The sequence below is a fragment of the Actinopolyspora lacussalsi subsp. righensis genome, from assembly GCF_900116555.1.
Lineage (GTDB): Bacteria > Actinomycetota > Actinomycetes > Mycobacteriales > Pseudonocardiaceae > Actinopolyspora > Actinopolyspora lacussalsi.
Window position 1 is genome coordinate 48,500 of the sequence record NZ_FPAT01000013.1, and the last position, 26,409, is coordinate 74,908.

Consider the following 26,409-nt stretch of genomic DNA (forward strand, 5'->3'; position numbering starts at 1 on the left):
TCTTCCACCGAGCTCCGGCGCAACAACAGCAACAGCGGCCGAATGAGGAGTCGAGAGGCTGTGCGAGGTCTCGTGCTCCGATCTCGGGGCTCGGGCTGTTCGGTCCGAATCATCGGTGTCATTCGACGCGTCCGACGTCGAAGCGGCCTCGTACTCGGCCCGGCCGCCCCGAGAGGCCTACCGGCTCCCGGGGACGACCGACCCGAGGAGCTCCAGCCGATCTCAGCCGAGCCAGCTCCCGGCGACCGCTTTCCACTCCCGAACCGTGGTCTCGCGCAGCACACCTTCCCTGGCGTAGGGGTCCTCGGTCAGGATGTGGTCGAGTTCGGCACGGTCGGTGGTCTCGTAGACCAGCATCGCGCCGTCACCGTCGACGAACGGCCCACCGGCCAGCAGCACTCCTCGGTCCGAGAGGGCCTTGGAGTAGTCCCGGTGCTCCGGGCGGACCCGTTCGAGCAGTTCACGGTCCTCGCCGTATCGGATGTGCACGACGAAAGTGGCCATTTCCACCCTTTCTGACGATGTGTTGGTCACAAGTTTCTTGCGGAGATTACCGGGTAAGCAGACGAACCGGGGGCTGAGCCGGTACCTTGCTGAATCGTGATCGGGGACGGAACCAGCGGAGTGGAACGCTCGGTCGAGCGCACGCTCGGCCACCTACGTGCTCTGGACGGATCGGACGAACAGGACGATCAGCCCCAGGCACCAATGACACTGGAGGATCTCTACCGCAACCAGCAGATGCGGATGGTGCGGCTCGCCATACTGCTCGTCGACGACCCGGCGACCGCCGAAGACGTGGTGCAGGAGGCGTTCACCGGGCTGTATCGCAACTGGTCGCAGCTGCGGGACTCCAAAGCCGCCGTGGGATACCTGCGCACGGCAGTGGTGAACGGCAGCCGATCGGTGCTGCGGCGGCGCAAGACCGCACGCGAGTACCAGCCGCCGCACCAGCCCGACGCGCGTTCCGCCGAGTCACTGGCGATGCTCTCCAGCGAGCACCAGGCGATCGTGGCCGCGCTGGGACATCTGCCCCGGCGGCAACGCGAGGTGCTGGTACTGCGCTACTACGGAAACATGTCGGAGGGCGAGATCGCCGAGGCGACCGGTGTGTCCAAGGGAACGGTGAAATCCACGGCCAGCCGGGCGCTCGAAGCGCTGCAGAAGCAGCTCGGCAACGCCTGATCGGAAGTTCCACACCTCGGCTCGCTCGGCGACGTGAGCGGCGGAGCCTCCCGCAGGCTCTCACCCGCGGGTACCCCCGACCTCGGGTAGCGTTCCGCACCCCGTCGGGGCCGTCCCCGCGGGAGCGTACGCGGACATCAGGGCCGCGTACGTGGTTTCGGCACTGATGCCGCCAGATCGTCACGGCTCGTGTCAGCACGATCACCGGTTGAATCGATTCACTTCGCCGATTACCCCGAAAGGGCGGCACACACCACGTCTCCGACAGGTGGTGTAGACCAAAGTGGGGTCGATGTCGCAGGATCGGATTAGCAACCCGAAACATTCGCCCGGCAACACGGGGCGACTCCAGCGGCACCGACCGCAGCCGCTCCTGGAAGGAACGCCGAGACTGTGAGCAACGAAGCAACCGAGCCGTCGCTGATCGGCGGGCGGATCGTCACCGACGAGGGAGCGCCGCGGGACGGCTGGATCCGCGTCGAGGAAGGACGGATCGCCGAGATCGGTGAAGGCCCCGCCCCCGGCGGACTGCGGCCGGAGCTCAGCGGCCACTGGATCGTGCCCGGATTCGTCGACATCCACTGCCACGGCGGAGGCGGCGGATCACTGACCAGCCGGGACAGGCGGCAGATCAGCACCGCCGTGGCCGCGCACCGCGCGCACGGCACGACGACGATGCTGGCCAGCCTGGTCACGGCCTCCGTACCGCAGCTCCGGGAACAGATCGGCTCGCTGCTCGGACCGGTGCGCGAGGGACTGCTGGCCGGAATCCACCTGGAGGGCCCGTTCCTCTCCGCGGTGCGATGCGGCGCCCACGACACCGACATGCTGCGCGCCCCCGATCCGGAAAGCGTCGCCGAACTGCTCGAAGCCGGTGAGGGCGAGGTCCGGATGGTCACGCTGGCACCGGAACTCGACGGTGCCGTCGAAGCGGTCAAACAACTCGCCGAGGCCGGGGTGATAGCCGCCGTCGGTCACACCGACGCGGTGGCCGAGCAGGTGCGCCCGGCGATCGACGCCGGAGCCACCGTGGCGACCCATCTGTTCAACGGGATGCGGCCACTGCACCACCGCGAGCCGGGGCCGGTGGGCACCCTGCTGAACGACGAGCGGATCACCGTGGAGATGATCTGCGACATGGTGCACCTGCACCCGACGGTGGCGCGGTTGGTCGCACGGCACGCGGGCCCCTCGCGCACGGTCGCGGTCACCGACGCGATCAGCGCCACGGAGGCGGGGGACGGGCACTACGAGCTGGGCAGCCTGCCGCTGACCGTCACCAACGGTGAACCCAGGCTGGCGGACGGCTCCCTGGCGGGCAGCACGCTGACGATGGACACCGCACTGCGCAACCTCGTCGAACGCTGCGGACTGAGCCTGCCGGAGGCGGTGGCGGCCTGTTCCACCAAACCGGCCGAGCTGCTGGGCCTGTCCGATCGGCTGGGTTCGATCCGCACCGGACTGGCCGCCGACCTCGTGGTACTGGACGAGCGGCTGCGGCCCGAGCACGTGCTCAAGGACGGGTCGGTGGTTCCGGCGGCGCCGGACGACACCGCCAGGTTGGTGGGATGAACACCACTCCCACACGGAAACCGCACGGATACCTACGCTGAAGGGCATGAGTACGTCCTCGACGGGTGGCGACCCGGATCCGGAACGGATGCTCTCCGCCGCGTTGCGCGCCCAGGCGACCGGCAACGGGAACGCGGAACCCGAATCCGCACCGAACCAGCGGCCGCCGCGGCAGCCGAAACCGCGGGGGCTGCCGGTGCTGCGTGTACTGCTCTACGCGCTGCTGCTGGGAATCCTCGTCGGCGGCATCGCGGGCGTGATCTCACTGCAATGAGCTCGGGCCGGGGAGCTCAGCGGCGCGGCCGAGCCCCTGTCCCGGGGACGCCGCGGCGGCGACTCGCGAGGGGGATCGTCGATTTCTCGCGAAATCGCCGCGCCACTTCGACGCGGAGCCTAGCCCCGACCACCCCCGCGGGCCGCACTCCAACCACTCCCGCAGTCGGCACCGCCGCGGGTTCTCCCGTGCGGCTCTCGCGAGGACGCCGGAGACGTTGTGTAGTACCTACCCGATGTCTCCGGCCCCGCGGCGAGAGCCGTGCGCGAGGTTCCGCCGCCCGAGCCCCTACGCCAACCGAGCCGCCGAAACCCTCAGTCAGCCGACCCTGGAGATCTGCTCGGTGGGTTCGTCGTCGTTCGGCCTGTTCCGCAGCGCGAGGTGCTCGATCACCAGCACCGCCGTCACCAGGGCCACCCCCAGCAGGAAGAACAGCACCGTCACGCCCACGTTGCCCGAGGGGGCGAGCAGCTCGCGGTGCTCCTCGGTCTGCCAGGGCCACAGGGCGCGCAGGCAACCGGCCATGATCCCGGTCATCACCACCAGCGTGATCCGCCTGCGGTGCTCCAGCAGCCACTGCAACAGCTTGACGAACAGCGAGAGACCGATGATCGCGCCCACTGCGAAGGTCGCGATGTAGCCGATGTCCCGCTCGTTGAGCGCGGAGAGCGTCGTTTCGTAGAGCCCGAAGGAAAGCAGGAAGAAGGATCCGGAAACCCCGGGCAGCACCAGGGCACAGACCGCCACCGCCGCTGCCAGCGCCACGATCAGCGGGTTGGGTGAGACAGTGGTCGGGGGCAGGCTGGTGAGCCCGAACGCGAGCAGTGCGGCCAGCACGGCCGTGATGACGTCGGCACCTCGCCAGGCCCGACCGATCATGGATATGGGAACCCACAGCGAGGCCAGCACGAGCCCGAAGAACACCGCGCGGGAGGAGATCGGGTGCTCCTCGATCACCGGTTCCAGCAGTTTCGCGGCGATCAACGCGGCGCACACCAGCCCGATGAGCGCGGGAAGCACGACGTCCCAACGCACCTTGCGGAACTCGGCGCCCGCGCGGGTGAAACCGGCGCCACGCGGCACGTCGGCCACGGCCAGCCGCAACGCGCTGAGCAGATGTCCCGCGGAACCGATCAGTGCTTCGTATATCCCGGTGACCAGGGCGATCGTTCCACCGCTTACACCGGGAACGACCTCGGCGGTACCGATCAGAGCACCGCGGAACAGGTTCGCTAGATACGCACGCAATGAGTTGACCATGACCTGCTTTTCATTGTCGGACACTGGAGAAACCAACCGGCGGCACCACCGGGCCCGCCCGTGCCGAACGCTCCGGCGGAGGGGAGTCGCCGGTTCACGTGAGTACGACACTACCGATCGCCCTCATGGTGCCACCCGCCAGTGACCGAGAGCTCGCCGGAGATCGTAAGAGCGGCCCCGTTGCCCCGTTGCCCCGTTGCCCCGGAGTGACGAGGTCACCAGGCGTTCTCCAACCGGGCGTGCTGCCTGATCCAGGTGTGCATGACGATCCCGGAGGCCACCCCGGCGTTGATCGACCTCGTGGAACCGAACTGCGCTATGGAGACCACCAGATCGGCTATGCGACGGGAGTCGTCACCGAGACCGGGCCCCTCCTGCCCGAACAGCAGCACGCAGTCGGCCGGCAGTTCGACCCGCTCTATCGGGGTGGCTCCGGGGGTGTTGTCCACGGCCACCACCCGCAGCGAGTGCTCCTCGGCGTAGGCACGCAGCTCGTCCAGCCCCGGATGATGGCGCACGTGCTGGTAGCGGTCGGTGACCATGGCGCCGCGCCGGTTCCAGCGTCTGCGGCCGACGATGTGCACCTCCCGCGCCGCGAAGGCGTTGGCGGTACGTACGACCGTTCCGATGTTGTGGTCGTGCTGGAAGTTCTCGATGGCGACGTGGAAACCGTGCCGCCTACGGTCCAGATCGGCCACGATGGCCCGCCGACTCCAGTAGCGGTAGTGGTCGACCACGTTGCGACGATCACCGTGCTCCAGGAGTTCGGGATCGTAGTGCTCGTCCGCGGGCCACTCCCCTTCCCACGGGCCCACCCCGACCTGGGCACCCCACTCGGTCGGCCCGGCCTCGGACTGCCCCTGCTCGGATGCCCCTCGCTCGGACGAGCCGTGTTCGGAAGCTCCCGCCCCGCCCTGCTGCCGGTCGGCGTCCCGGGAGTCGTCGGCCGGGTGCTCGTCCTCGGACGCGCTCCGGTGCACCCCGGCGCTGTCGTTGGGAATCACCAAGACTCCTGCTGGTAGTGCTTTGTCGGCTTCCTTCAGTCCAGCCCCAGATCCGTGACCCCCAACAACGAGCGGTACGGCAGTCCCGCGGCCTCGATGGCCTCGCGGGCTCCGGTGTCGCGGTCGACCACGGTGGCCACGCCGAGCACCTCGGCATCGGCCTCTCGCAGGGCCTCGACCGCGGTGAGCACGCTGTCACCGGTGGTCGAGGTGTCCTCCACGGCCAGCACCCGACGTCCGGAGACGTTCGGCCCCTCGATCCGACGCTGCATGCCGTGTTGTTTGGCGTTCTTGCGCACCACGAACGCGTCCAGCGGGGCGCCGGAGGAGTGCAGTACCGCGGTGGCCACCGGATCCGCGCCCAGCGTGAGCCCGCCAACGGCCGTGTAGTCCCAGTCCGAGGTGAGCTGCCGCAGCAGCGTTCCGATCAGCGGCGCCGCCTCGTGGTGCAACGTGGCCCTGCGCAGGTCCACGTAGTAGTCGGCCCGGCGTCCCGAGGACAGCGTGACCGGCTCGTGCACGACCGTGAGGTCCCGGACTAGCCGGGCGAGGTGGTCTCGACGTCGCTGGTCAACAGTAGTGTGCGCGGTTGGTTCCTCCACGACCGGCAGCATACCGCTCCGGCTGGTGATCATTTTCGCCCTGGCACGAGTTTCAGGGATATTACCCGAAACCGAAGTCAATTTTAGCCAGAACGAAAAATCTCACCTGATCGTGTGAGCAAATAGGGATGCGTCCCGAAAAGGAACCAACGGTTACTATTTCCGCCATGACATCAATCGCCGAAGTACGCCCGATCGAGAACAGCGACGTCCCGGAAATACTTGAACTCGGCAACGAGATTTTCGACGTTTCGGTATTTCCCTACAGCGTGTGGTCGCTGGGAGCCATAGCCAAACATCTCGACCAACAACCGGAAGCCTGCCACGTGGCGGAGGTGGGCTCGCGGAAAGTGGGATTCGTGTTGGCCTCGATGCCGTTCTTCGACCAGAAGTACTGGGGGCACGTCGAATGGATAGGCCTGCGAAGGGATTTCCGGGGCAAGGCGCTGGCTACCAAACTGGCCGACGCGACCATCCGGGCGCTCTACCGAGCGGGCGCCACCCGGGTGGTGGGTGACATCTCCACGTCCAACCGGGAATCCAAGCTGCTCGCTCGTTCGATGGGGTTCACCGAACTGACCACGATGACCCTGTTCGCCGCCCCCAGCCTGGACTGGATCAAATCCGTGGCTCCCGAGGAGGAGTTCGCCACCAGCGACGCCTGATCGGAGTGTTCCGGTCGGGTTGTCGAGCTACTCGCTTGGCGAAGCCTCCCACTCGCTCTCGCTCCGAGAGCGGAGACGTCGAGGGCGAAGGCATCGGGTAGCGACGACGGCCTCGGGGCGCGATTCGTGGTTTCCGGCCGGACGGAAACCACGAATCGCGCACGACCGGATCACCGGAGGAGAGCGACCAGCGAACTCCCACCCGAACGGCGTCGCCGGTCCCGCTCGGCCCGCGCGGCCGCGACACGGAAATCACGGACCAGGATCGCCGACTCGGGATCCGGCGCGCAAGGCCCGCCACACGCCTCGGGGTCACACACCTCGGGATCACGCCCCCCGGGAGGCGGACAGCGCGTCGTCCCGACGCAACGTGAGGATCATGATTCCCAGCTCGGGGAGTTCGCGCCACGCGCTTGTCGTGGCGATCGCACGCTCCGGCAGTTCGGAGCCTAGCGAACGCTCGATCTCGCCCCAGTCGTCCCGCAACCGACGTAGCGCCGTCGGCCAGGTGGGGGCGGTGTTCTCGGTGATGTCGAGGAACTCCACCGGCGCCAGTCCCGCGGCATGAGCGAGTTCGAAGTAACGTTGCAACGTGTCCAGCGACACCGCCTGGATCAGTTCGTAGTACTCGGCGGTGCGGGCGCGCAGCCGCTCGGTCATTCGAACTCGCGCGTAGGGCGTTTCCAGCACCAGAAGTCCGCCGGGGCGCAGCAACCGGGCCATGCTGGACAACAGCTCGCCCGTTTCGAAGTGCGGCGAGGACTCGACGGACATCACCGCGTCGAAACTCTCGGTGCGGAACGGTGGGTTGAGCGCGTCGGCGTACTCGAAGGAAACGTAGTGCGAAACACCGTTCGAACTGGCGTGGGTGGCGGCCTCTCGCAGCGCACGACGGTTGACGTCGATACCGGTGATGTCGGCACCGGTACGGGCCCCCGCCGCTACGGTGGGACGGCCGTTACCGCACCCCACGTCCAGCACCCGGTCCCCGGACGACACGCGCAGCTTGTCGATCACGAGTTCCGCCAGCCTGGCGGTGGCCTCCTCCAGTGAACTGTCGTCCGCACCGTCGAACCAGTATCCGTTGTGCAGATCGGGACCCCAGTACTTTTCGGCCAACGGCGCGAATCGTTCGTAGGCATTCTCGATACCGGTCGCTGGAAGGGAGGATCCCAATGCCGCTCGGTTTGACATGTCGTGTCTCCGGTTCTCGGTGAACTCGTTTCCGAATGACTGCTGACAGGACTGCCACTTTCCGAAAAACCGTGTTCGTTGTCGGTGATCGACGACATCTCCCGGGACGCTCATCCGAAACCGAACACCGGTGTCTTCCGGACAGGGTGTCACCGCGAAGAAAGTAGCAGCACTTCCGGCCCGTGGTGTTACCCCGTCCGAGCGAGCACTACGTGACACATTTTCATTTTTCGGCGTTGTTCCCGGAGGAATACGACTCGGCGTGGCCACGCCGGAACCACACCGAGCCGAAATCGTCGGACCGGGACTCGGGTCAGGTGCGCCCCGGCGCGGCGTGGCTGACGACGAACCGCTGCAACCGGTTCGGTATCAGCTTGCCGAGGGCTACCACGGCCTTGTACTGAGCTCCCGGAATCGACACGGTGCGGCCGCGGCGCAGATCGCGCAGCGCCTCGTGCACGAGGGTGTCGGCGTCCAGCCAGAACGCCTTCGGCAACGAGCTCATCTCCAGCCGGGCGCGCTGGTGGAACTCGGTGCGGGTGAAGCCGGGGCAGAGCGCCATGACTCGTACTCCGGTGCCCGCGAGCGAGGCGGAAAGCCCCTCGGAGAACGTGGTGACATAGGCCTTGGTCGCCGAGTAGGTGGAACCGGACATGGCGAAGAATCCAGCCACACTGGACAGATTGATCACGTCGCCCCGGCCGAGGTCGCGCATCACCGGAACAACGGCGCGGGTCAGCCGCAGCACGGCCGTGACGTTGAGATCCACCTGCTGCCGCAACGTCTCGGGGTCGGTGTCCCAGAAAGCACCGGAGGTGCCGAAACCCGCGTTGTTGACCAGCAGGTCGATCGGCCTGGTCGCGTCGCCGAGGCGACGTTCGACCTCCGCGAGTTCCTCGTCCCGGGTGAGATCCGCGGGCAACCGCTCGGTGACGGTACCGTAGCGATCCCCCAGGTACTCGGCCAGCGAGGCCAGCCGTTCGGAATCACGGGCGACGAGCACCAGATCGTAGCCCTCTGCTGCGAGCCTGCGGGCGAAAGCCCGGCCGATACCGGCGGTAGCACCGGTTACGAGAGCGGTAGACATGTTTCGGACCCTACCCGCGAGTTTCCCCGATGCCCTCCACCACCGAAGTTCTCCGGTCGGTCCACGGAAGACTCGGGGGTGAAGACTGGGTCGGCGAAGTCCCGGGTCTTCCGGCGTGCTTCCGCCCCGGCCCCGCACGAGGGCGTGCGGAGCCACCCGCGGCGTCGATTTCTCGCGAAATCGCGGCGCGGCTGGGCGAGGGACCCCGGTGCGTGAGGTGCTCCGGCCCGGCGATTTCTCGCGAAATCGACGGGCAGTGCGGGTCGGACACGTGGCGGTGCCCAACCACGTCCTCCCGCACCCGGGTACACCGCACCATCACGAGGGGCGCCCGCGGTGCGGCGGGGTTCGGCTCAAGCGGTGTCGTCCTCGGTGGTGGGGCTCGGGATTATCTCGTCGTCGGGACGCTCCGCACTGGGTGTCTCGCCGTTGGGGTCCACTTCGAACGGATCGAGCAGATCGGCGAACCGGCCCAACGCCCGCAGCGCGCTCTCCAGCTGTTCCGGTTCGGCCGCGGCGGGTTCCAGCGCCGCCAGCACCCAGTCGTTCTCCGCCCAGGCCACGGTCACGTCGTCGCCGAACTCCTCGACGGCGTCGACCACGTCCGGAGTGACCAGCGGCCGAGCCGTGGCGACGTCACCCACGAACGCGTAGCGCGAGCCTACCGGGCCGAGCAGGTCGAGTTCGGACTCCGGCGGAACCGGCACCTCCGGCAACCACAGTTCGAGCGTGGTGGCGGCCGACCGGCGGCAGCGGAGCCCGAGCAGCACCGCCACCGTCCTGCCGCCGACAACGAGGTCGAGCACCGAGACCTGGCGCCTCCCGTCGGCGGTGAAGGTGGACCCGGCCACGATGTCGGTGGCCACCGCCCCGTTGTACTGCGGCAGCAGACCCCGCTGCCACTTGGTCGGCAACACTTGGTCGAACTCGGCGAACTGCCAGCCACGCAGCGCCGCCCAACGTCTTCTTTCCCGGTTCTTCGCCGTTCGCCGCGCGTGGTCGGTGATCAGCAGCGTGACGCCCGCCGCTGTCGCGACCGCCGCCACGGCGAACCAGACCCATGCAGGTATGCCCACACGCGCAGGGTAGTCGGCCGACGGAGCGGTGCGAAGATCACCTGCTCCCCGAATCGCGTAACGCGCCGGGAGAACACCCGAAAAGACGTGGGCCGGACCGGCCGGGTCGAGCCGGAGTATCACTGTCCACCGGGAACGCACATCCGGAAGAGTTCGTCCCAGTCGGGCGCGTCCCCCGGTAGCCGGTCCGTCCGCTCGCGGAGTCCGGGAAGCAGCAGTTCGAGGTAGCGCTGCCGCAGCTCGGCACGGCGGTCCTCCTCGGTGGCAAGCGGCGGATTGAGGTGCTTGAACAGCAGAAACACATCGGCCGAGCGCAGATCACCGCGCAGCTGCCCCGCACGCTGGGCCGTGACCACCAGTTCCTCGATGTGCTCGATCATGCGTCGCCGCAGCCGGGTGAGCTCCTCGGAGACGTCCTCGGACTCCTCGTAGGGCGGCAGCACGACGCCGATCCCGGTGTGCGCGCGCAGACACCCCCGCACGAACCGCACGAAAGCGGCCCAGGGATCGTCGGGCTCGGTCTCCCCGGCGGACTCCGCCTCGGCGATGACACGACTCATGGCGGCGATCCGAACTCGCTCGGCCAGGCGTCGCTTGTTCGGGTAACGCCGGTAGATGCTGGCCACCCCGACCCCGGCGAGCTCGGCTATCTCGGAGACCGGGGCGGCGAATCCCTGCTGCGCGAACACCTCGCGAGCCGCGCTGATCACGCGTTCGTCGTAGTCCACGGCGTGCTGGGTTGTGGTCATGACCACAGCGTACCTCGGAGCGGAATGATCCGCTCCGGGGTCGTGTTGCTCCGCGCGGAATAACTCGCTCCGGTGAGGAGAATCATGCCGCCCGAGCCAAGCGCCACGACGGCCCCACCAGGCACGAAGCACGCACGCGGTCGCCGACAACGATCCGGCACCTCTTTCGCGCTGGCGGGAGCGATTCTCGCGGTGTTTCTGATGGCTTCCACCGCCCCTTCCCCGATGTATGCCATCTATCAACGGGAATGGGGCTTCTCCAGCACGGTGCTGACGCTCGTCTTCGCCGTCTACATGGTCGGGATCCTGGCAGCGCTGCTGTTGTTCGGTTCCCTGTCGGACCACCTGGGACGACGCCCCGTGCTGCTGGGAGCTATAGCGCTCGAAACGGTCTCGCTGCTCGTACTGGCGTTCGCACCGGGCGTCGGGTGGCTGTGCGCCGGTCGGATTCTGCAGGGACTGGCCACCGGCTCCGTCACCAGCGCGGTCAGTGCCACGCTGCTGGACTTCCAACCGCCGGGCAGCGGACGCGGACCGCTGGTGAACGGAATCGCCGCGTCGGGAGGCATGGCCGTCGGGTCGGTGATGGCAGGGGCGCTGGTGCAGTTCGCTCCCGCTCCCACCGAGCTGAGCTATCTCGTGCTGATCGCCGCACTGGTGCTACTGCTCCTCGGGGCGGTGGCGATGCCGGAACCCGTGACCGGCCGACGTGGTGAGCCGCGCCGGATACCGCGTCCGCAGCGGCCGATCGTGCCCGCGGGACAGGGCAGGACGTTCGCGCTGCTGGCCACCACGATGCTGGCGGCGTGGACCATCGGCGGGATGTTCATGTCGCTGGGGCCGTCGGTGGCGAGCGGACTGGTCGGGAGCAACTCCCACTTCGTCGGCGGGCTGACAGTCACGGTGCTGGCCGGGGTCGGCAGCGTAGCGCAGGTGCTGGCTTCGGGATGGCACGGCACACGCGCGGTGCGGCTGGCCGTTCCGCTACTGCTGCTCGGCCTGGCCGCCGTGGCGACGGCGGTGGTCCTCGGAAGCGCCATGCTGCTGTTCGGCGGCTCAGTCGTGCTGGGTGCGGGCTGGGGACTGATGTTCATGGGCGGTTTCCGGATGCTCAGCGCCCTGGCGAGGCCCGAGCAGCGCGCGGGCACCTCGGCGATGATCTACGTGGTCGCCTACCTGTCCGCGGGAGGCTCCAGCATCCTGCTCGGCTACCTGACCACGTTGTTCGGACTGGACAACGCCACGATCGTGTTCGCCGTGGCAGCGGGAGCGTTCACCGTGCTGGCCGGGATCGGCAGCGGCAGGAGTCGTTGACCACGCGCCGGTCACGGACGACCGCGAGACACGAACGGCGCGGTAGGGCAGGCTGCGGTCATGGTCACCATCGACGAGATCCGCGAAATCGTTCGCGGTCTGCCGGGCGCTTACGAACAGCCCTCCTACGGCGGGCAACCGTCGTGGCGGACGAAACCACGAGGGTTCAGCTGGGTTCGCGACGAGCCGGAAGCGCTCGTGGTGTGGGTCGGTTCGGTCGAGGAGAAAGAAGCGTTGCTCGAAGCCGAACCCGAAAAGTTCTTCACGAACTCCCACTACAACGGTCGACCGATGCTGCTCGTCCGACTCGATGGTGTCGATCGCGCCGAGGCCGCGGAGCTGGTCGAGGAGTCCTTCCGGCTACGGGCTCCCGCACGTCTCGTCGCGGAGCTCGACGGGAAGTAGTTCGGGGCGGGAAATCCGGTAGACGGCGGGCGCGAGCCCCTCGAACCCGCGTCCTCCCCGGACGTACTCCTGATCACCTCCGATGCCGCGATCACGTCCTCGGACCGCCTGCCGAGCGGTACCGCTTCCGCTATCGACGCGACGAATCGAGCACCGCGGCCACGACCGCTTCCGGAGCGTCGTCGGGAACCAGGTGTCCCGCCTCGGGGACGACGCCGAACTCGGTGTGCGGCATGCGTGCGGCCAACTCCCGACCTCTCTCCAGCGGAATCCACGCGTCCCGCTCGCCCCACAGGAGGGTGACCGGACAGCGGATCTCGTCGTAGCGGTCCTGGATCTCGTCGGTGTGGCTGTCGTGCATCTGGGCGATCTGGCGATAGAACGCGGCCTGCCCCCGCTCCCCCGACCAGGGTTCGAGGTAGTACCGCATCTCCCGCTCGGACAGCGAGCGGCACACCGCTCCGCCGATGTAGGCGCGCAGGACCGCCTCGTGGATGTAGGCGGGGAGCTCGCCGAACGCGTCCTCGTGGCGCCGGGCCGTTCGCACGAGCTCCGAACCGTGCGGACTGAGCGCCACCGGGTCGATCAACGTCATCGAGCGGTAGTCGCGGCCGTCGAGCAGATGGGTGCGCAGCGCGGTGGTCCCGCCGAAGTCGTGCCCGACCACGTGCGGGGAATCGAGTTCCCAGTGGTCGAGCAGCGCGGCGAAGAGCCCGTTCTGCACCCCCAGTGAGACGTCCTGCCCCGCTTTCTTCTCCGAGCGGCCGTAGCCGAGCAGGTCGAAGTAGTGCACCCGGTGGTCGCGGGCGAGTTGCGGCGCGACCCGTCGCCAGACCACCGAGGAGAACGGCGTGCCGTGCAGCAGGACCACGGGGTCTCCCTCTCCCATGACTCCGTAGCGGATCTCCTGACCACGGAACTCGAACACCTCGGGCGGGTTCCACGACTCGCGGTCCGACGTCTCGAACATAACTAACCCCTTTGTTGGATTTTATGGTTAGTATGGTTGCCGCGGCGCACCCAGCTGTCAACCCGACCGGCGACACACTCGCGGAGGAAAAATGGCCGACTGGACGGCTGACTCGTTGATCGGTGATCATCCGGCGCTGGTCTTCGTCAACACGGTCGGAGGCCGCACCAGAAGCCGCGACGTGGAGTACCTGCGCGAGTTCACCGACGCGGCCGACTGGGCACACGCGATCGGGCTGCTCGAATCGGAGGAGCACGAGTACCTGCTGAGCCGCGCGGCGGAGGACCGGGCGGAAACGGACGGGGCGCTGGTGGAACTGCGCGAACAGCGCGAGGCGCTGCACACCTTCCTGCTCGCGGGGGTGGAGCGGGTTCGATGCGAGCGGGCCGTCCGGGACAGGGTCAAGGCCGACATCCTGACCGCGCAACGGGAGGCGGAACCCACGGAGCTGTTCCGCACCCGACATACCTGGGTGTTCGACACCGCTCGCCTCGGGCCGCGCCTGGTGGCCCACCGGACCGCGCTGGCGAGCGCGGAACTGCTGCTGAGCGAGCAGCGGTCGCTGATCGGTGTGTGCGGCCGGTGCTCGTGGCTCTTCCTGGACCCCTCGCCGACCCGACGACGCCGGTGGTGCTCGATGGCGATCTGCGGCAACAGAGCCAAGGCCGAACGCCACCAGCGGGGCCGAAGCCGGTAACACCGCCCGGACGCCCGGCGCGGCGATTTCGCGAGAAATCGACGCCCCGGCCCCGATCAGACCCCCGGTGGGTCCCGGCTGTCGGTCAGAACAGCCCACCGCGGTAGCTGCCGTGTGCCGTGCGCACGGCCACGGTGAGCCACGCGAGCACCAACAGCAGGTAGAGCGCCACGGCGACAACGGTGAACAGCAGCGAACCGGTGCGGGCGGCCAGGCCGCTGGTGCCGGTGACGACGGTGCCCACCGGGAAGGTGAAGCTCCACCAGGTCAGCGCGAAGGGCAGCCCGGAACGGGCGGCGCGGACGGTGAGCGCGGCGGCCAGCGTCAGCCAGACGAGGGCGAATCCCCAGGCGGCCACCCCGTAGAACAGACCGAGGGCGTCGGCGGCCGCCCCGTAGGGCGCCGGCAGGACGCTCCCGGCCGGACGGGCCAGCAGGTTGACCGCCGTGACGGACTGCCCGAGTGGGCCGAGCACGATCCACACCGTGGGTACGGTCGCGGCGGCACCGGTCTTGTGGCGCAGCAGGCGCTGCCAGAGCTGCGGAACGATGAACAGCGTCGCGAACAGGCTGATGCCGAACATCGCGTAGCAGCCCAGCAGCATGGCCAGGCGGGGCTGTCCCGCCGGCAGGTGCTCGACGAGCAGTGCGCCGTTGGCGGCCGAGACCATGGGAGGAACCACGGGCATCAGCCAGCCGCCGAAGGCACTGTCACGCGTTATGTCGTGCGTGGTCATCATCCGGTAGGGGATCCACGCGGTGGTGAACAGCCCGAGAAGGGTTCCGGCCGTCCACAGTATCCAGTTCACGGTCAGTGCCGGGGCGAGCCCGATCCAGTCCCTGCCCAGCAGCAGGGTGCCCGCACCGACCGTCATCAGCGCCATCGGAGGAGCGCCCCAGAACTGGGCCATGACCGGATCGTGGGCGTGACCACGCGCCGTCCCGGTGTGGCGGGTCCAGTGCACCGCCCACGCGGCGCAGAGCGCGAGGAGCAGCAGCGCACCGAACGCCCAGACCACGGTGGCCGCGGCGCGCACCCCGGGCAACCACACCGGCAGGGTCGCGGCGGCGTTGGCCACGATGCCGGTACCCATCACGGAGGCGAACCAGTTGGGACCGAGTCGGGCGAAGACCCGGGCCGGATGATCGAGTTCGCGCAACGGGACGAAGCGTCGCGACGTCGCGGGTTCCTCGGCGAGGGCGGTGCCGGTCATGCTTCCACCCTCGTTCGATTCGTCGCGGCCGAGTAGTCCCTCGTCGATTGGGAGTGCATAAGCTGTGCCTATGTCTTCTCGGCCGTTACCCCGGTCGGTACGCGATCTGACCGGTTACGAGTTGCTGCTGAGCGTGGCCGAACTCGGCAGTATCGGGCAGGCGGCAGGCTCGCACGGCATGTCCCAACCCGCCGCCAGCGCGCGGCTGCGGCAGTTGGAGGCCGATGTCGGCACCGCCCTGCTCGAACGTCGCGCGCGCGGAACCCGGCTGACCACGGCGGGAGAACTCGTGGCGAGCTGGGCGCAGGCCACTGTCGAAGCCGCCTCGGACCTGGCCGCGGGCATCGCCGCCCTGCGGGCCGATCACCACGGCCACGTCCGGATCGCGGCGAGCCTGACGGTGGCCGAGTACCTGTTGCCCCGCTGGTTGATCGCGCTGCGGGCCTCCGATCCGGAGACCGTTGTCGCGCTGGACTCGGGCAACTCGGCGGAGGTCGCGACGAGTGTGCTGGCCGGTACGGCCGACATCGGATTCGTCGAGAGCCCGGAAGTGGCGAGTGGACTGTCCGCGCGTGAGGTCGCCAGGGACGAACTGGCGCTGGTCGTCGCGCCGGCGCACCCCTGGGCCAACCGCCGACGTGAGCCGAGGGCCGACGAGCTGGCCGCCACCTCGTTGGTCAGCCGGGAACGCGGCTCCGGAACCCGCTGGGCGCTGGAACGGGCGCTGCGGGAACACGCCGGGCTCGAAACCGCCGAGCCACTGCTGGAGGTCTCCTCCACCACCGCGATCAAGGCGGCCGTGACCGGCGGGATCGGTCCCGCCGTACTCAGCGCCCGTGCCGTGAGCACCGAACTCGCCGCGGGAACGCTCGTGCGGCTCGGGGTCGCCGAACTCGATCTGACCCGGAGCCTGCGCGCGGTCTGGCCCGAAGGGACGCCGCTACGCGGCCCGGCCCGCGATCTGCTCGCCATCGCACTCCGGGGGGAGTGACACCGGCGGCGTCGATTTCGCGAGAAATCGACGGCCGGGTGAGGGGACCGTAGCTGTGAGTACGCCGTGCCGGGAAGGATGTTCGGGGTGCACGACGCCTTCACGCTCATCCGCCGGGCTACCGAGCTGTTGCCGGAACACGCGCGGGCCGAGAACGGGGCACTCCCGGACGACGTTCGGGACTGTCAGCGGGCTGGGGACTGGGAACTGGCACTCGACCTGCTGCTGCGGATCGGCGAGTCACATCCGGTCCCCGTCGACTTCTGGCGGATGCTCACCGAGAGCGCACGACAACTGAGGCTCACGGATACAGCCGCGTGGTGTGTGCTGCGCGATCACGAGACGCGACACGGCACGGTCCGGGCACGGCTGAGCCTGCTGCCGACCAGTGAGGGCGGACGACGAACCCCGGTTCCCGGCGACGGACGACTCCGACCGCTTTGGAACATCGGTAACCGCGCTCCCGGAAGTGAGCGGCCTCTCAACGTCGCGGGGCTCTGGTCGGAAGGGCTCGCCGAACTGCCACCGGGGCACAGCGCCACGGTCCGGCTCGCCCCGCTCAGCCCGGAGCAGTGGCGGCACCTGGCCGCGGGCGACGCGATCACGATGCACGAGAGTCGACCGCCCGTCGGCGTCGCGAGGATCATCGAGGTCACCTCGGCCGCCGTTTCCGGACACCGCTGACCGAACTCGACCGGACCCCGCCCGGAAATCGCCGGGCCGGTGTGACGTTGTCCACTTCCGGTGCGACTTCGGGCGCCCCCGGGAACCGAACGGCCCCTCCGGACGACGTGCACGGCGAACACGGTTCGTCCCACGACTCGACGGTCGAGAAACGGAAACGGGCATGCACGGTGAGATGGCGGCAATGCACATGCCACTTTTACCCATGTGGCTACGAATCGTGTGGGCACTGGCACTTTTCGTGGTGATCTTGGTGCACGCCGGCCACCTGATCGCGATGTCCGGGCAACACCGCGCATGGCACGCGGGCCACACGGTCATGGCGGCGGGGATGGCCCTGATGTATCTGTTCCCCCGCATGACGAACCCGGAGCTGTACCGGGTCGGGCTGGCCCTGTTCGTTCTCGTGACACTCACACAGGCCGCCATAACCGTCACTTTCCGCGTCCGCGAGGGTGCGCTCAACCCGCTGTGGTTCTTGTCCACGGTGGACATGGCGGCGATGTCCTACATGCTGCTGGCGCCGACGGCACGCCCGGACTGGCTGAACTGGGTGTTCGTGGTCTACCTGACCTGCCAGGCGGTGGCCTACGGCGTGGGAGCATGGGACCGACTTCCGGTGTTCAACCACCGGGTTCCGGCCACCGTCGCCACCACGTCCACCCCGGCGGCGGAACCCGTCCGGCAGCACGAGCACGGGGTGACACCGCTGACGGCCGAACCCGCGCCCGACCCCACGGCGGGGCCGGTGGTGGGGCTGGTCGCGCATTCCACCGTGGGAGTGCGGGTGACGCTGGCGGTGATGGCGGCGAGCATGGCCTACATGTTCGCGGTCATGTAGCGGAAAACGAGGAGGATGTCGGCGGTGGATCCCCTGACCTGGTCGAACGCGCTGACCAGTTGGCAGCTCTCACCCTGGGACATACTCGTGGTGCTGCTGGCCGTGACCTACCTCGCGGGACTGCTCCGGTACCGACACCTCGGCCGCTGGCCGATCCGCCGCGCCGCGGCCTTCCTGGGCGGGCTGCTCGCACTGGTCGTGGCCGTCAACAGCGCGATCGGCGTCTACAGCGAAGCCCTGACCTGGGTGCACATGGTCCAGCACCTGGTGCTGATCATGGCGGTGCCGATCCTGCTGATCGTGGGGCGTCCGCTGGAGCTCTGGGTCGCGGCGAGCGGAACCACCGCGTCACGGCGCCTGGAGAACGCGCTGCGAAGCGGAACCGTGAACGCGCTCACTCACCCGGCGACCTCTTTCGTGTATTACACCGTCGTGCTGGTGGTCACTCACCTGACGGTGTTCGCGCAGCTGCGACTGGAGCACGAGTGGCTGCGGCACTTCGAGATCGTGCTGTACCTGACCAGTGGTTACCTGCTCTTCCTTCCCGTTCTCGGCAGTGAACCGCTCCGGTGGCGGCGCTTCCCCCATCCGCTGCGCGTGGTGCTGCTGATGGCGGGAATGCTGCCGGACACCCTGGTCGGTGTGGTGCTGATGATGGCTCCCAACCCCATCGCGCCGGGCTATCGCCTGGCCCGCCCCGACTGGGGACCGACGCTGCTGGACGACCAGCACCTCGCCGGAGCGATCATGTGGTTCTTCGGTGACGCCACCATGGCCGTGCTGGCGCTGATCACCGTCGGGGTGTGGCTGCGCTCGCGCGGCCCGGAAGCGGGCTTCGGCACGTGGTTGGAGTCCGCGCGCCGCAGCGCGCTGGCCCACACCGCCTCGGGGTCGGCCCCCGCGCTGCGCGACTCCGCCGATGTGGACGCCGACGAGCAGGCGCTGGCCGACTACAACGCCATGCTCGCCCGGCTGCACCAGGGCTCAGGATCACGACAGGGTTCGGGATCGCAACAGGGTTCGGGATCGCACCAGGGCACTGATTCATACCAGGGCACGGGGCCGCACTCCCCGGGCGGTTCCACCGGCGAGGCCGCCCCGGCGGATCCCGCCGCGGCCGAGTACGGCACCGGGAACACGTGGCACGACCGGCCGGAGCGGGGGAGCCGATGACTTCGGTGGCACCGTCCGAGGAGTCGCACTCCGAGGGCTACTCGGTGGACCTGGCAGTCACGGGGATGACCTGCGCCGCGTGCGCGACGCGGGTGCAGCGCAAGCTCAACAAGCTCGACGGCGTGTCGGCCAGCGTCAATTACGCCACCGAGAAGGCCACCGTCGAGGCACCGAGCGGTGTGGCGGTGGAACGGTTGCTGCGGCAGGTCGAGACGGCGGGATACGGCGCGGAGGTGATCCGGCCCGACAGCCAGCAGGACGGTGACCCGGCCGACCGGGTCCGCTACCTGTGGCGCCGCCTGGTGGTGGCGCTGCTGTGCGGGGTGCCGCTGGCCGACCTGTCGATCACGCTGGCCCTGACCCCCTCACTGCGGTTCCCGGGGTGGTCGTGGGTGTTGCTGGCTTTGACACTGCCGGTCGCCACCTGGTGTGCCTGGCCCTTCCATCGCCAGGCCCTGGTGCAGGCCCGCCACGGAACCACCTCCATGGACACCCTGGTCTCCATCGGCATCCTGGTGTCCGCCTGCTGGTCGGGCTACACGATCTTCGCCTATCGAGGAACCACCGCCGGTGACCAGGGTCTGACGGGACTGCTGCTGGAACCCGCCGGATCGGTCTACCTGGACGTGGCCGCGGCGGTCACCATTTTCATGCTCGCCGGACGGCTGCTCGAGGCCAAGGCCAAACAGCGGGCGGGCGGTGCGCTGCACGCGCTGGCCGCGCTCGGTGCCAAGGACGTCGCGGTGCTGGACCGGGACGGCAACGAGAGTCGGGTGCCGGTCGAGCGACTGCGGCGCGAGGACCACTTCACGGTCCGCCCCGGTGAGACCGTGGCCACCGACGGCGAGGTGCTGCGCGGGCACGGCACCGTGGACACCAGCGCGATGAGCGGCGAACCGGTCCCCGTCGAGGCTTCGGCGGGTGACGCGGTCGTGGGAGGCACCATCCTCACGAGCGGCCGACTGGTGGTGCGGGCAACGCGCGTCGGCGAGGAGACCCAACTCGCCCGGCTGCGGGGGCTGGTCGAGCGGGCGCAGCACGACAAGGCCCGGACGCAGCGGCTGGCCGATCGGATCTCCGGCTGGTTCGTGCCCGCCGTCGGCGTGCTGGCCGCGCTTACCCTGCTGAGCTGGTGGCTGCTCGACGCCCCTCCGGAGCGGGCATTCAGCGCCGCGCTGACCGTGCTGATCATCGCCTGTCCCTGTGCGCTGGGGCTGGCCACCCCCACCGCGCTGCTGGCGGCCACGGGGCGCGGTGCGCAGCTGGGAATCTTCATCAAGGGGCACCGGGCCCTGGAGTCCGCCCGGGCGATCGACACCGTGGTGCTGGACAAGACCGGCACCCTGACCACCGGCAGGATGGCCGTGGTCGACCTGCGCACCACCGCGGACACCGACACCGCCACGGTACTGCGGCTCGCGGGCGCCGTGGAGGACGCCTGCGAACACGCCGTGGCGCGGGCGATCAGCTCGCTGGCCGGGAACGAGCTCGGACAGCCGGAGCCGGTCACGGACTTCACCAGCCTCTCCGGACTGGGCGCGGCCGGGACGGTGGCGGGCCGTTCCGTGCTGGTGGGTTCGGCAAGGCTGCTGCGGGAGCGCGGCAGCGAACTGCCCGAGGAGCTCGAAGCCAGGCGTGTGGCGTGGGAGAGCCAGGGGCGCACCACGGTCGCCGTGGCTGTGGACGGCCAAGCGCGGGGGATCTTCGCCCTGACCGACACGGTAAAGCCCTCGGCGGCTCGCATGGTCGGTGAGCTGCACCGGCTCGGGCTGCGCACGGTGCTGCTCTCCGGTGACAACACCGCCACGGTGCGAGCGGTCGCCGAACGGGTGGGCATCGACGAGACGCTGGCCGAGGTACTGCCCGCCGACAAGGCCGCCACCATCGCGGGACTGCGGGAGCAGGGCCGCACCGTGGCCATGGTCGGCGACGGGATCAACGACGCTCCCGCACTCGCCGGTGCCGATCTCGGGATCGCCGTCATCTCCGGTACCGATGTGGCGCTGGACGCGGCCGATCTGCTGCTCGTGCGGGACCGGCTGGAGGTCGTCCCCGAGTCGATCACGCTGGCCCGCCGGACGCTGCGCACCATCCGGGGCAATCTGGCCTGGGCCTTCGGCTACAACCTGGCCGCCCTTCCCCTGGCTGCTCTCGGACTGCTCAACCCGCTGATCGCCGCGGCGGCCATGGCGCTGTCCTCGCTGTTCGTGGTCACCAACAGCTTGCGACTGCGCAGGTTCGGCACCGAATCGCCCCGCCGGGAAGCGACTCCGGAGGAATCTTCCACCGACGGCTCGCCGGTGGACGGAACCCGAGCCGGCAACGCGGCCACCCCGTAACAGCGCAGCCGCCCAGTAGCGGGAACCCCGCTCGGGCCGTGTCGATTTCCCACGAAATCGCCGCGCCATCGACGCGGGGCGAACTCCAACCACCCTCGCAGGCAGAGCTCCGACCACCCTGGCCATCGGCACCGCCGCGGGTTCTCCGGTGCGGCTCTCGCGAGGACGCCCCCGACGTTGTGTAGATCGCTACCCGATGTCGGGGCACCCGCGGCGAGAGCCGTGCCAGAGGTTCCGCAAAGCGACCATCCCGGCAGCCCAGCGGCGGCAGAACTCCGCGAGGAACTCACTCCGAGTTCACGGTCAGCCCGTTGTCCTCGGTGGCCGCATCGACCGTGACCTTGTCACCGTCCTTGATGTCACCGGCCAGCAGCTTGCGGGACAGCTCGTCACCGATGGCCGACTCCACCAGCCGCCGCAGTGGCCGGGCGCCGAACACCGGGTCGAAACCGTGCACCGCCAGCCATTCCCGCGCGGGTTGCCGCACGTCCAGGGTCAACCGCCGCTGCGCCAGCCGCCTGGCCAGTCGGTCCACCTGGATGTCCACGATGGAGGTCAGCTGTTGGGTGGACAGCGCGTGGAAGACCAGTGTGCCGTCCAGCCGGTTCAGGAACTCCGGCTTGAACTGGCTGCGCACCACCGACATGACGGCCTCGTCCCGCTCGGACTCCGACAGGTCGGGATTCGCGATGGCCTGCGAACCCAGGTTGGAGGTCATCACCAGGATGGTGTTGCGGAAGTCCACGGTGCGTCCCTGGCCGTCGGTGAGCCTGCCGTCGTCGAGCACCTGCAGCAGCACGTCGAACACGTCCTGGTGCGCCTTCTCCACCTCGTCGAGCAGCACCACCGAGTAGGGCCGCCTGCGTATCGTCTCGGTGAGTTGTCCGCCCTGGTCGTAGCCGACGTAACCGGGCGGCGCGCCCACGAGGCGTGCCACCGAGTGCTTCTCGGAGTACTCGCTCATGTCGATGCGCACCATCGCGCGCTCGTCGTCGAACAGGAACTCGGCCAGCGCCTTGGCCAGCTCGGTCTTGCCGACACCGGTCGGGCCGAGGAACAGGAAGGAACCGGTGGGGCGGTCCGGGTCGGCCACCCCGGCACGGGCACGGCGCACCGCGTCCGAGACCGCACGCACCGCCTCCTGCTGGCCGACGACGCGCGCCCCGACGGCGTCCTCCATGCGCAGCAGTTTCTCGGTCTCGCCCTCCAGCAGTCTGCCCGCCGGGATCCCGGTCCACGAGCTGACCACCTCGGCGACGTCGTCTGGGGTGACCTCCTCCTGCAGCATCGCCTTGGAGCGGTTCTGCTCCTCGGTGGCCTGCTCCAGCTCCTTCTCCAGCTGGGGGATGCGTCCGTAGCGCAGCTCGGCGGCCTTGCCCAGGTCACCGTCGCGCTCGGCGCGTTCGGACTCGCCCCGCACCGACTCCAGCCTGCTCTTGAGGTCGCGGACCTTGTCGATGGACTCCTTCTCGCGCTGCCAGCGGGCGGTCAGCTCGGACAGCCGTTCCCGCTGGTCGGCCAACTCCTGGCGCAGCGAGTCGAGGCGCTCCCGCGAGGAGGGGTCGTCCTCGTTGGACAGCGCCATCTCCTCGATCTCCAGCCTGCGGACGGCGCGCTCGACCTCGTCGATCTCCACCGGCCGGGAGTCGATCTCCATCCGCAGCCGGGAGGCGGCCTCGTCGACCAGGTCGATGGCCTTGTCCGGCAGGAACCGGTCGGTGATGTAGCGGTCGGAGAGCGTGGCGGCGGCCACCAGCGCGCCGTCGGTGATCCGCACGCCGTGGTGCACCTCGTAGCGCTCCTTGAGGCCGCGCAGGATCGCCACGGTGTCGTCCGGCGTGGGTTCACCGGTCATGACCTGCTGGAACCTGCGCTCCAGCGCGGCGTCGGTCTCGATGTGCTTGCGGTACTCGTCCAGCGTGGTCGCGCCGACCATGCGCAGCTCGCCGCGCGCCAGCATCGGCTTGATCATGTTCCCGGCGTCCATGGCGCCCTCACCGGTGGCACCGGCACCGACGATGGTGTGCAGCTCGTCGATGAAGGTGATCACCTGCCCCTCGGACTCGGTGATCTCCTTGAGCACCGCCTTGAGCCGCTCCTCGAACTCGCCGCGGTACTTGGCGCCGGCGACCATCGAGCCCATGTCCAGCGCGACGACCCGCTTGTCGCGCAGCGACTCGGGCACGTCCCCGGCGATGATCCGCTGTGCCAGGCCCTCGACGATCGCGGTCTTGCCCACGCCGGGCTCGCCGATGAGCACCGGGTTGTTCTTGGTGCGCCGGGAGAGCACCTGCACGACCCTGCGAATCTCGGCGTCCCTGCCGATGACCGGATCGAGATCGCCGTTGCGCGCGCGGTCGGTCAGGTCGAGGCCGTACTGCTCCAGCGCGTTGTAGGTGCCCTCCGGATCGGGGCTGGTGACGCGTGCCGAGCCGCGCACCTTGGTGAAGGCGTCCTTGAGCGCTTCGGGGGTCGCGCCGTAGCGGTTGAGCAGCTCACCGACCTGCCCGCCCTCGGCGGACAGCCCGACGAGCAGGTGCTCGGTGGAGACGTACTCGTCGCCGAGCTCCGTCGCCAGCTGCTGGCTGTGGGTGAGGGCCTTGATCGACTCGCGGGACAGTTGCGGCGTGGACACCGTGGAGCCACTCGCCGAAGGCAGCCCGTTGGCGAGCTGTTCGCACTCCTCGCGCACCCGTGCCGGATCGGCGCCCACCGCCGAGAGCAGCGAGGGGGTGAGTCCGTCGCGCTGCGCCAGCAGCGCACCCAGCAGGTGTGCGGGGGCGATGTCGGGATTGCCCGCCATCGTCGCGGCCTGCGCCGCGGCGGAGATCGCCTGTTGGGTCTTGGTCGTCGGGTTGAACGCGTCCATTCCTCACCTCTCTCGTAGCGGCTTCGTCGCCCCGGCGAGGGCATGTCTTCCCGCCATACCCCGAAGGCCGCCCGACGTAACAGCCGCACCACAGCGACTATGGAAACAAAGTTGAGCCTGTATGACTCAACTATACAGACACGACCCGACTCGCGTCATCCGCACTCGCCCGAAACGCTCGAACCGGGGGCCACCACGAATTCGGGGACGTCTCGCGCGAGAGGTCCCCCGAGGGCGATCGATGTCACGAGCCCGACCTCACCGCGGGCTTCCCGACAACCTGATCGGAAAACTTCGATCAGCCGAAGGCGGCGATGTGCTCCCGGGCCCACTGCCGGAAAGTACGCGCGGACCTTCCCGTGATCCGCCGAACCGTGTCCGGCAGCCCCGGATCCCCGCCATCCGTGGCGAGCATGTCCTCGACGATCCCGGCGGGCATGTACTCCAGCATCCGTCGCCGGGCCTGTTCGGTGCTCAGCTCCACGAATTCGACGGGGCGCCCCAGTTCCTCTGCCAGCACGGCCACCCGCTGCGCGACGGTGAGCTTCTCGGGCCCCGTCAGCGAGTGGATCCGCTGTTCATGGTCCGACTCGGTGAGCGCCCGAGCCGCGACCGCGGCGATGTCGGCGGGATCGACGACCTGCGAGCCCTCCGGGTTCTCGTGGGCGTACACGCTGCCGTGCTCGGTGATCGAGGGGGTCCATCGGAACGCGTTGGACATGAACTCCCACGGCCGCAGCACTGTCCAGTCGAGCCCGCTGTCCCGCAGGGCCTTCTCCCCGGCCAGCGCCCCACTGCCGATGAAGGACTCCGGGTGCGTCTCGGCGAGCAGCGAGGAGACCAGCACCACCCGCCGCACTCCTGCCTCGGCGGCCCGGTGCAGTATCGCCGGAACGTCGCCGGGCGAACCGAGCAGGAAGAACCCAGTCACCCCCGCGAAGGCGTCCCGGAGCGAGTCCGGATCTTCGAGGTCACCGGATACGGCCTCGACCCCGTCGGGGAACTCCGCCCCGCCGGGATCACGGGTGGTCGCCCGCACCGCGAATCCCGCCTCGTGCAGGTCACGTACCAGGCAGCGACCGATGTTGCCGGTCGCCGAAGTCACCAGGATCATGCGCTCTCCGAATCTCGTCCACGAAGCCAACAGGCGAAACCGCCGGGCACGGCGAACCCCGTCGGGAAACTCCGTCGGGAAACTCCGTCGGGAGTTCGCGCCCCGAGGGCGGCACGCGGACGAGTCTGGATCTTCCAGCGCACTCGAAGTCAACGATGCTCGGAGCACGGCGCCGCGCACCACCGCGCGGCGGGGCCCCTCGGGACGGAGCGACGGCATTGTTTCGCGTGAAACATCATCCCGGAGACCGCGAGAGACCCGGCCCGCTCAGCTCGCGCCCTCGGCGAACACCGCCTGCACGTCGAGCTCGATCCGCAGCGTGGTGCCGATCGCGGCGATTCCGGTGCTCAGCGACTGGTTGAAGGTCATCGCGAAGTCCTCGCGCCGCAGGATGGTGCTCGCCGAGGCGGAGGCCCTGGTGCCGCCCCACGGGTCGGCCCCCACCCCGGTGAACCTGGTCTCCAACCGCACCGGACGGGTGACCCCGCACAGCGTCAGTTCGCCGTCGAGATCCCAGTGGTCGTGCCCGCGCGATATCCCGGTGGAGGTGAAGCCGATCCGGGGGTGGTTCGCGACGTCGAGGAAGTCACCGCTGCGCAGGTGCTCGTCGCGCTGCGCGTTTCCGGTGTCCACGGTCGCGGCGTCGATCCGGACGTCGACCGAGGAGGACTCCACCGGCCTGGCTATCCGGATCTCACCACCGAACTCGTTGAACCGACCGTGGATGCTGCTGATCCCCAGGTGCTTCGCGGTGGCGCGGATGGCGGAGTGCGCCGGATCGATGTGCCACAATCCGGGCTCGGGCAGCTCGTCACCGCCTCCCACCGGGGAGAGCTCCACCCCGTCCAGCTCGACGACGTTGCCCTGCCGCACCATCGCGGTGCGCGCGAGCGGCTGGTGCCCCAGTGCCGTGACGATCGCCGTGTAGCGTCCCGACGGCAGCGCCTGCACCGTGGCTTCCCCCGCCGAGTCGGCGGGAGCGCGTCCCACCTGGGTCCCCGAGGCGTCGGTGACCGTGAGCACCGCTTCCGGCAGCGGCCAACCACCGAGCGTGCGGGCCCGCACTGTGACCGCTCCGCTCGGTGCCGGATCGTGCCGTTCGCTGACCTCGCCCTGGCCGAGGCTCATCGG

The 26,409-nt window shown here is 69.1% G+C and carries 25 protein-coding genes; 12 read left to right on the forward strand and 13 right to left on the reverse strand.

The window, feature by feature from the left end; translation table 11 throughout:
- Positions 1-222 precede the first annotated feature (222 nt).
- Positions 223-504 carry a YciI family protein gene (locus tag BM394_RS19460; RefSeq protein WP_092980618.1) on the reverse strand — a complete coding sequence of 94 codons (282 nt, stop codon included), beginning with the start codon at positions 502-504 and terminating at the stop codon, positions 223-225.
- 96 nt (positions 505-600) lie between these two features.
- Between BM394_RS19460 and BM394_RS19465 the strand changes: the two genes are divergently transcribed.
- The 3 genes from BM394_RS19465 (at position 601) to BM394_RS19475 (ending at position 3,031) form a co-directional block, all read left to right on the forward strand.
- On the forward strand, positions 601-1,185 hold the full coding sequence (locus tag BM394_RS19465; protein ID WP_092928806.1) for a SigE family RNA polymerase sigma factor: 585 nt from the start codon (positions 601-603) through the stop codon (positions 1,183-1,185).
- Positions 1,186-1,578: 393 nt separating this feature from the next.
- The gene (gene nagA / locus BM394_RS19470) at positions 1,579-2,757 is read left to right on the forward strand and encodes an N-acetylglucosamine-6-phosphate deacetylase (RefSeq protein ID WP_092980623.1); all 1,179 of its coding nucleotides are present in this window, start codon (positions 1,579-1,581) and stop codon (positions 2,755-2,757) included.
- 46 nt (positions 2,758-2,803) lie between these two features.
- Positions 2,804-3,031: a hypothetical protein gene (locus tag BM394_RS19475; protein WP_092980625.1), complete on the forward strand. Its 228-nt coding sequence runs from the start codon at positions 2,804-2,806 to the stop codon at positions 3,029-3,031.
- Positions 3,032-3,349: 318 nt separating this feature from the next.
- On the opposite strand, the gene BM394_RS19480 is transcribed toward BM394_RS19475, so the two are convergent.
- The 3 genes from BM394_RS19480 to pyrE all read right to left on the reverse strand — a co-directional run bounded on the left by BM394_RS19480 (position 3,350) and on the right by pyrE (position 5,909).
- Positions 3,350-4,315 (reverse strand): DUF368 domain-containing protein, encoded by a 966-nt coding sequence (locus BM394_RS19480; protein WP_245780314.1) that lies wholly within the window; start codon positions 4,313-4,315, stop codon positions 3,350-3,352.
- Between the two features lie 191 nt (positions 4,316-4,506).
- Positions 4,507-5,106, reverse strand: a complete 600-nt coding sequence (locus BM394_RS19485) for a TrmH family RNA methyltransferase (protein ID WP_342752758.1) — start codon at positions 5,104-5,106, stop codon at positions 4,507-4,509.
- Between the two features lie 224 nt (positions 5,107-5,330).
- Positions 5,331-5,909: an orotate phosphoribosyltransferase gene (gene pyrE / locus BM394_RS19490; protein WP_092980824.1), complete on the reverse strand. Its 579-nt coding sequence runs from the start codon at positions 5,907-5,909 to the stop codon at positions 5,331-5,333.
- A 155-nt stretch (positions 5,910-6,064) separates the two neighbouring features.
- On the opposite strand from pyrE, the gene BM394_RS19495 reads away from it, so the two are divergent.
- Entirely contained in the window at positions 6,065-6,562 is a 498-nt protein-coding gene (locus tag BM394_RS19495; RefSeq protein WP_245755625.1) for a GNAT family N-acetyltransferase, read from the forward strand.
- A gap of 327 nt (positions 6,563-6,889) precedes the next feature.
- Here the strand turns inward: BM394_RS19495 and BM394_RS19500 are convergent, their stop codons facing one another.
- The 4 genes from BM394_RS19500 to BM394_RS19515 form a co-directional block, all read right to left on the reverse strand.
- Positions 6,890-7,756: an SAM-dependent methyltransferase gene (locus tag BM394_RS19500; RefSeq protein ID WP_092980826.1), complete on the reverse strand. Its 867-nt coding sequence runs from the start codon at positions 7,754-7,756 to the stop codon at positions 6,890-6,892.
- Between the two features lie 313 nt (positions 7,757-8,069).
- A complete protein-coding gene (locus BM394_RS19505) occupies positions 8,070-8,843 on the reverse strand; it encodes an SDR family NAD(P)-dependent oxidoreductase (RefSeq protein WP_092928811.1) in 774 nt (257 codons plus the stop codon).
- 353 nt (positions 8,844-9,196) lie between these two features.
- Positions 9,197-9,919 (reverse strand): type III secretion system chaperone family protein, encoded by a 723-nt coding sequence (locus tag BM394_RS19510; protein ID WP_245755626.1) that lies wholly within the window; start codon positions 9,917-9,919, stop codon positions 9,197-9,199.
- Positions 9,920-10,038: 119 nt separating this feature from the next.
- Positions 10,039-10,668 (reverse strand): TetR/AcrR family transcriptional regulator, encoded by a 630-nt coding sequence (locus BM394_RS19515; RefSeq protein WP_092980629.1) that lies wholly within the window; start codon positions 10,666-10,668, stop codon positions 10,039-10,041.
- Positions 10,669-10,752: 84 nt separating this feature from the next.
- Here BM394_RS19515 and BM394_RS19520 point away from each other — a divergent pair, with 84 nt between their 5' ends.
- Positions 10,753-11,982, forward strand: a complete 1,230-nt coding sequence (locus BM394_RS19520) for an MFS transporter (RefSeq protein WP_092980631.1) — start codon at positions 10,753-10,755, stop codon at positions 11,980-11,982.
- 60 nt (positions 11,983-12,042) lie between these two features.
- Complete coding sequence (locus BM394_RS19525) at positions 12,043-12,387, forward strand: MmcQ/YjbR family DNA-binding protein (protein ID WP_092980633.1); 345 nt, start codon at positions 12,043-12,045, stop codon at positions 12,385-12,387.
- A 130-nt stretch (positions 12,388-12,517) separates the two neighbouring features.
- Here BM394_RS19525 and BM394_RS19530 read toward each other — a convergent pair whose 3' ends face one another.
- Positions 12,518-13,357 carry an alpha/beta fold hydrolase gene (locus tag BM394_RS19530; RefSeq protein ID WP_092980636.1) on the reverse strand — a complete coding sequence of 280 codons (840 nt, stop codon included), beginning with the start codon at positions 13,355-13,357 and terminating at the stop codon, positions 12,518-12,520.
- Between the two features lie 91 nt (positions 13,358-13,448).
- On the opposite strand from BM394_RS19530, the gene BM394_RS19535 reads away from it, so the two are divergent.
- Positions 13,449-14,054, forward strand: coding sequence for a CGNR zinc finger domain-containing protein (locus tag BM394_RS19535; protein ID WP_092980639.1), 606 nt, complete (start codon positions 13,449-13,451; stop codon positions 14,052-14,054).
- 85 nt (positions 14,055-14,139) lie between these two features.
- Here the strand turns inward: BM394_RS19535 and BM394_RS19540 are convergent, their stop codons facing one another.
- On the reverse strand, positions 14,140-15,267 hold the full coding sequence (locus BM394_RS19540) for a TDT family transporter (protein ID WP_092980641.1): 1,128 nt from the start codon (positions 15,265-15,267) through the stop codon (positions 14,140-14,142).
- A 70-nt stretch (positions 15,268-15,337) separates the two neighbouring features.
- Here BM394_RS19540 and BM394_RS19545 point away from each other — a divergent pair, with 70 nt between their 5' ends.
- The 5 genes from BM394_RS19545 to BM394_RS19565 all read left to right on the forward strand — a co-directional run bounded on the left by BM394_RS19545 (position 15,338) and on the right by BM394_RS19565 (position 21,295).
- Positions 15,338-16,258 carry a LysR family transcriptional regulator gene (locus BM394_RS19545; protein WP_092980643.1) on the forward strand — a complete coding sequence of 307 codons (921 nt, stop codon included), beginning with the start codon at positions 15,338-15,340 and terminating at the stop codon, positions 16,256-16,258.
- Positions 16,259-16,336: 78 nt separating this feature from the next.
- Positions 16,337-16,942 (forward strand): hypothetical protein, encoded by a 606-nt coding sequence (locus BM394_RS19550; protein WP_092980646.1) that lies wholly within the window; start codon positions 16,337-16,339, stop codon positions 16,940-16,942.
- Positions 16,943-17,126: 184 nt separating this feature from the next.
- Complete coding sequence (locus BM394_RS19555) at positions 17,127-17,783, forward strand: DUF5134 domain-containing protein (protein WP_245780318.1); 657 nt, start codon at positions 17,127-17,129, stop codon at positions 17,781-17,783.
- A gap of 24 nt (positions 17,784-17,807) precedes the next feature.
- The gene (locus BM394_RS19560) at positions 17,808-18,956 is read left to right on the forward strand and encodes a cytochrome c oxidase assembly protein (protein WP_245780319.1); all 1,149 of its coding nucleotides are present in this window, start codon (positions 17,808-17,810) and stop codon (positions 18,954-18,956) included.
- Positions 18,953-21,295 carry a heavy metal translocating P-type ATPase gene (locus BM394_RS19565; RefSeq protein WP_092980832.1) on the forward strand — a complete coding sequence of 781 codons (2,343 nt, stop codon included), beginning with the start codon at positions 18,953-18,955 and terminating at the stop codon, positions 21,293-21,295. The genes BM394_RS19560 and BM394_RS19565 overlap by 4 nt, the downstream gene beginning before the upstream one ends.
- Before the next feature lie 286 nt (positions 21,296-21,581).
- On the opposite strand, the gene clpB is transcribed toward BM394_RS19565, so the two are convergent.
- From clpB to BM394_RS19580, 3 genes are all read right to left on the reverse strand, one after another.
- The gene (gene clpB, locus BM394_RS19570) at positions 21,582-24,164 is read right to left on the reverse strand and encodes an ATP-dependent chaperone ClpB (protein WP_092980652.1); all 2,583 of its coding nucleotides are present in this window, start codon (positions 24,162-24,164) and stop codon (positions 21,582-21,584) included.
- A 298-nt stretch (positions 24,165-24,462) separates the two neighbouring features.
- A complete protein-coding gene (locus BM394_RS19575; RefSeq protein ID WP_175530182.1) occupies positions 24,463-25,278 on the reverse strand; it encodes an NAD(P)H-binding protein in 816 nt (271 codons plus the stop codon).
- A gap of 267 nt (positions 25,279-25,545) precedes the next feature.
- Positions 25,546-26,406, reverse strand: coding sequence for a YceI family protein (locus tag BM394_RS19580; protein ID WP_092980657.1), 861 nt, complete (start codon positions 26,404-26,406; stop codon positions 25,546-25,548).
- Between the last annotated feature and the right edge of the window lie 3 nt (positions 26,407-26,409).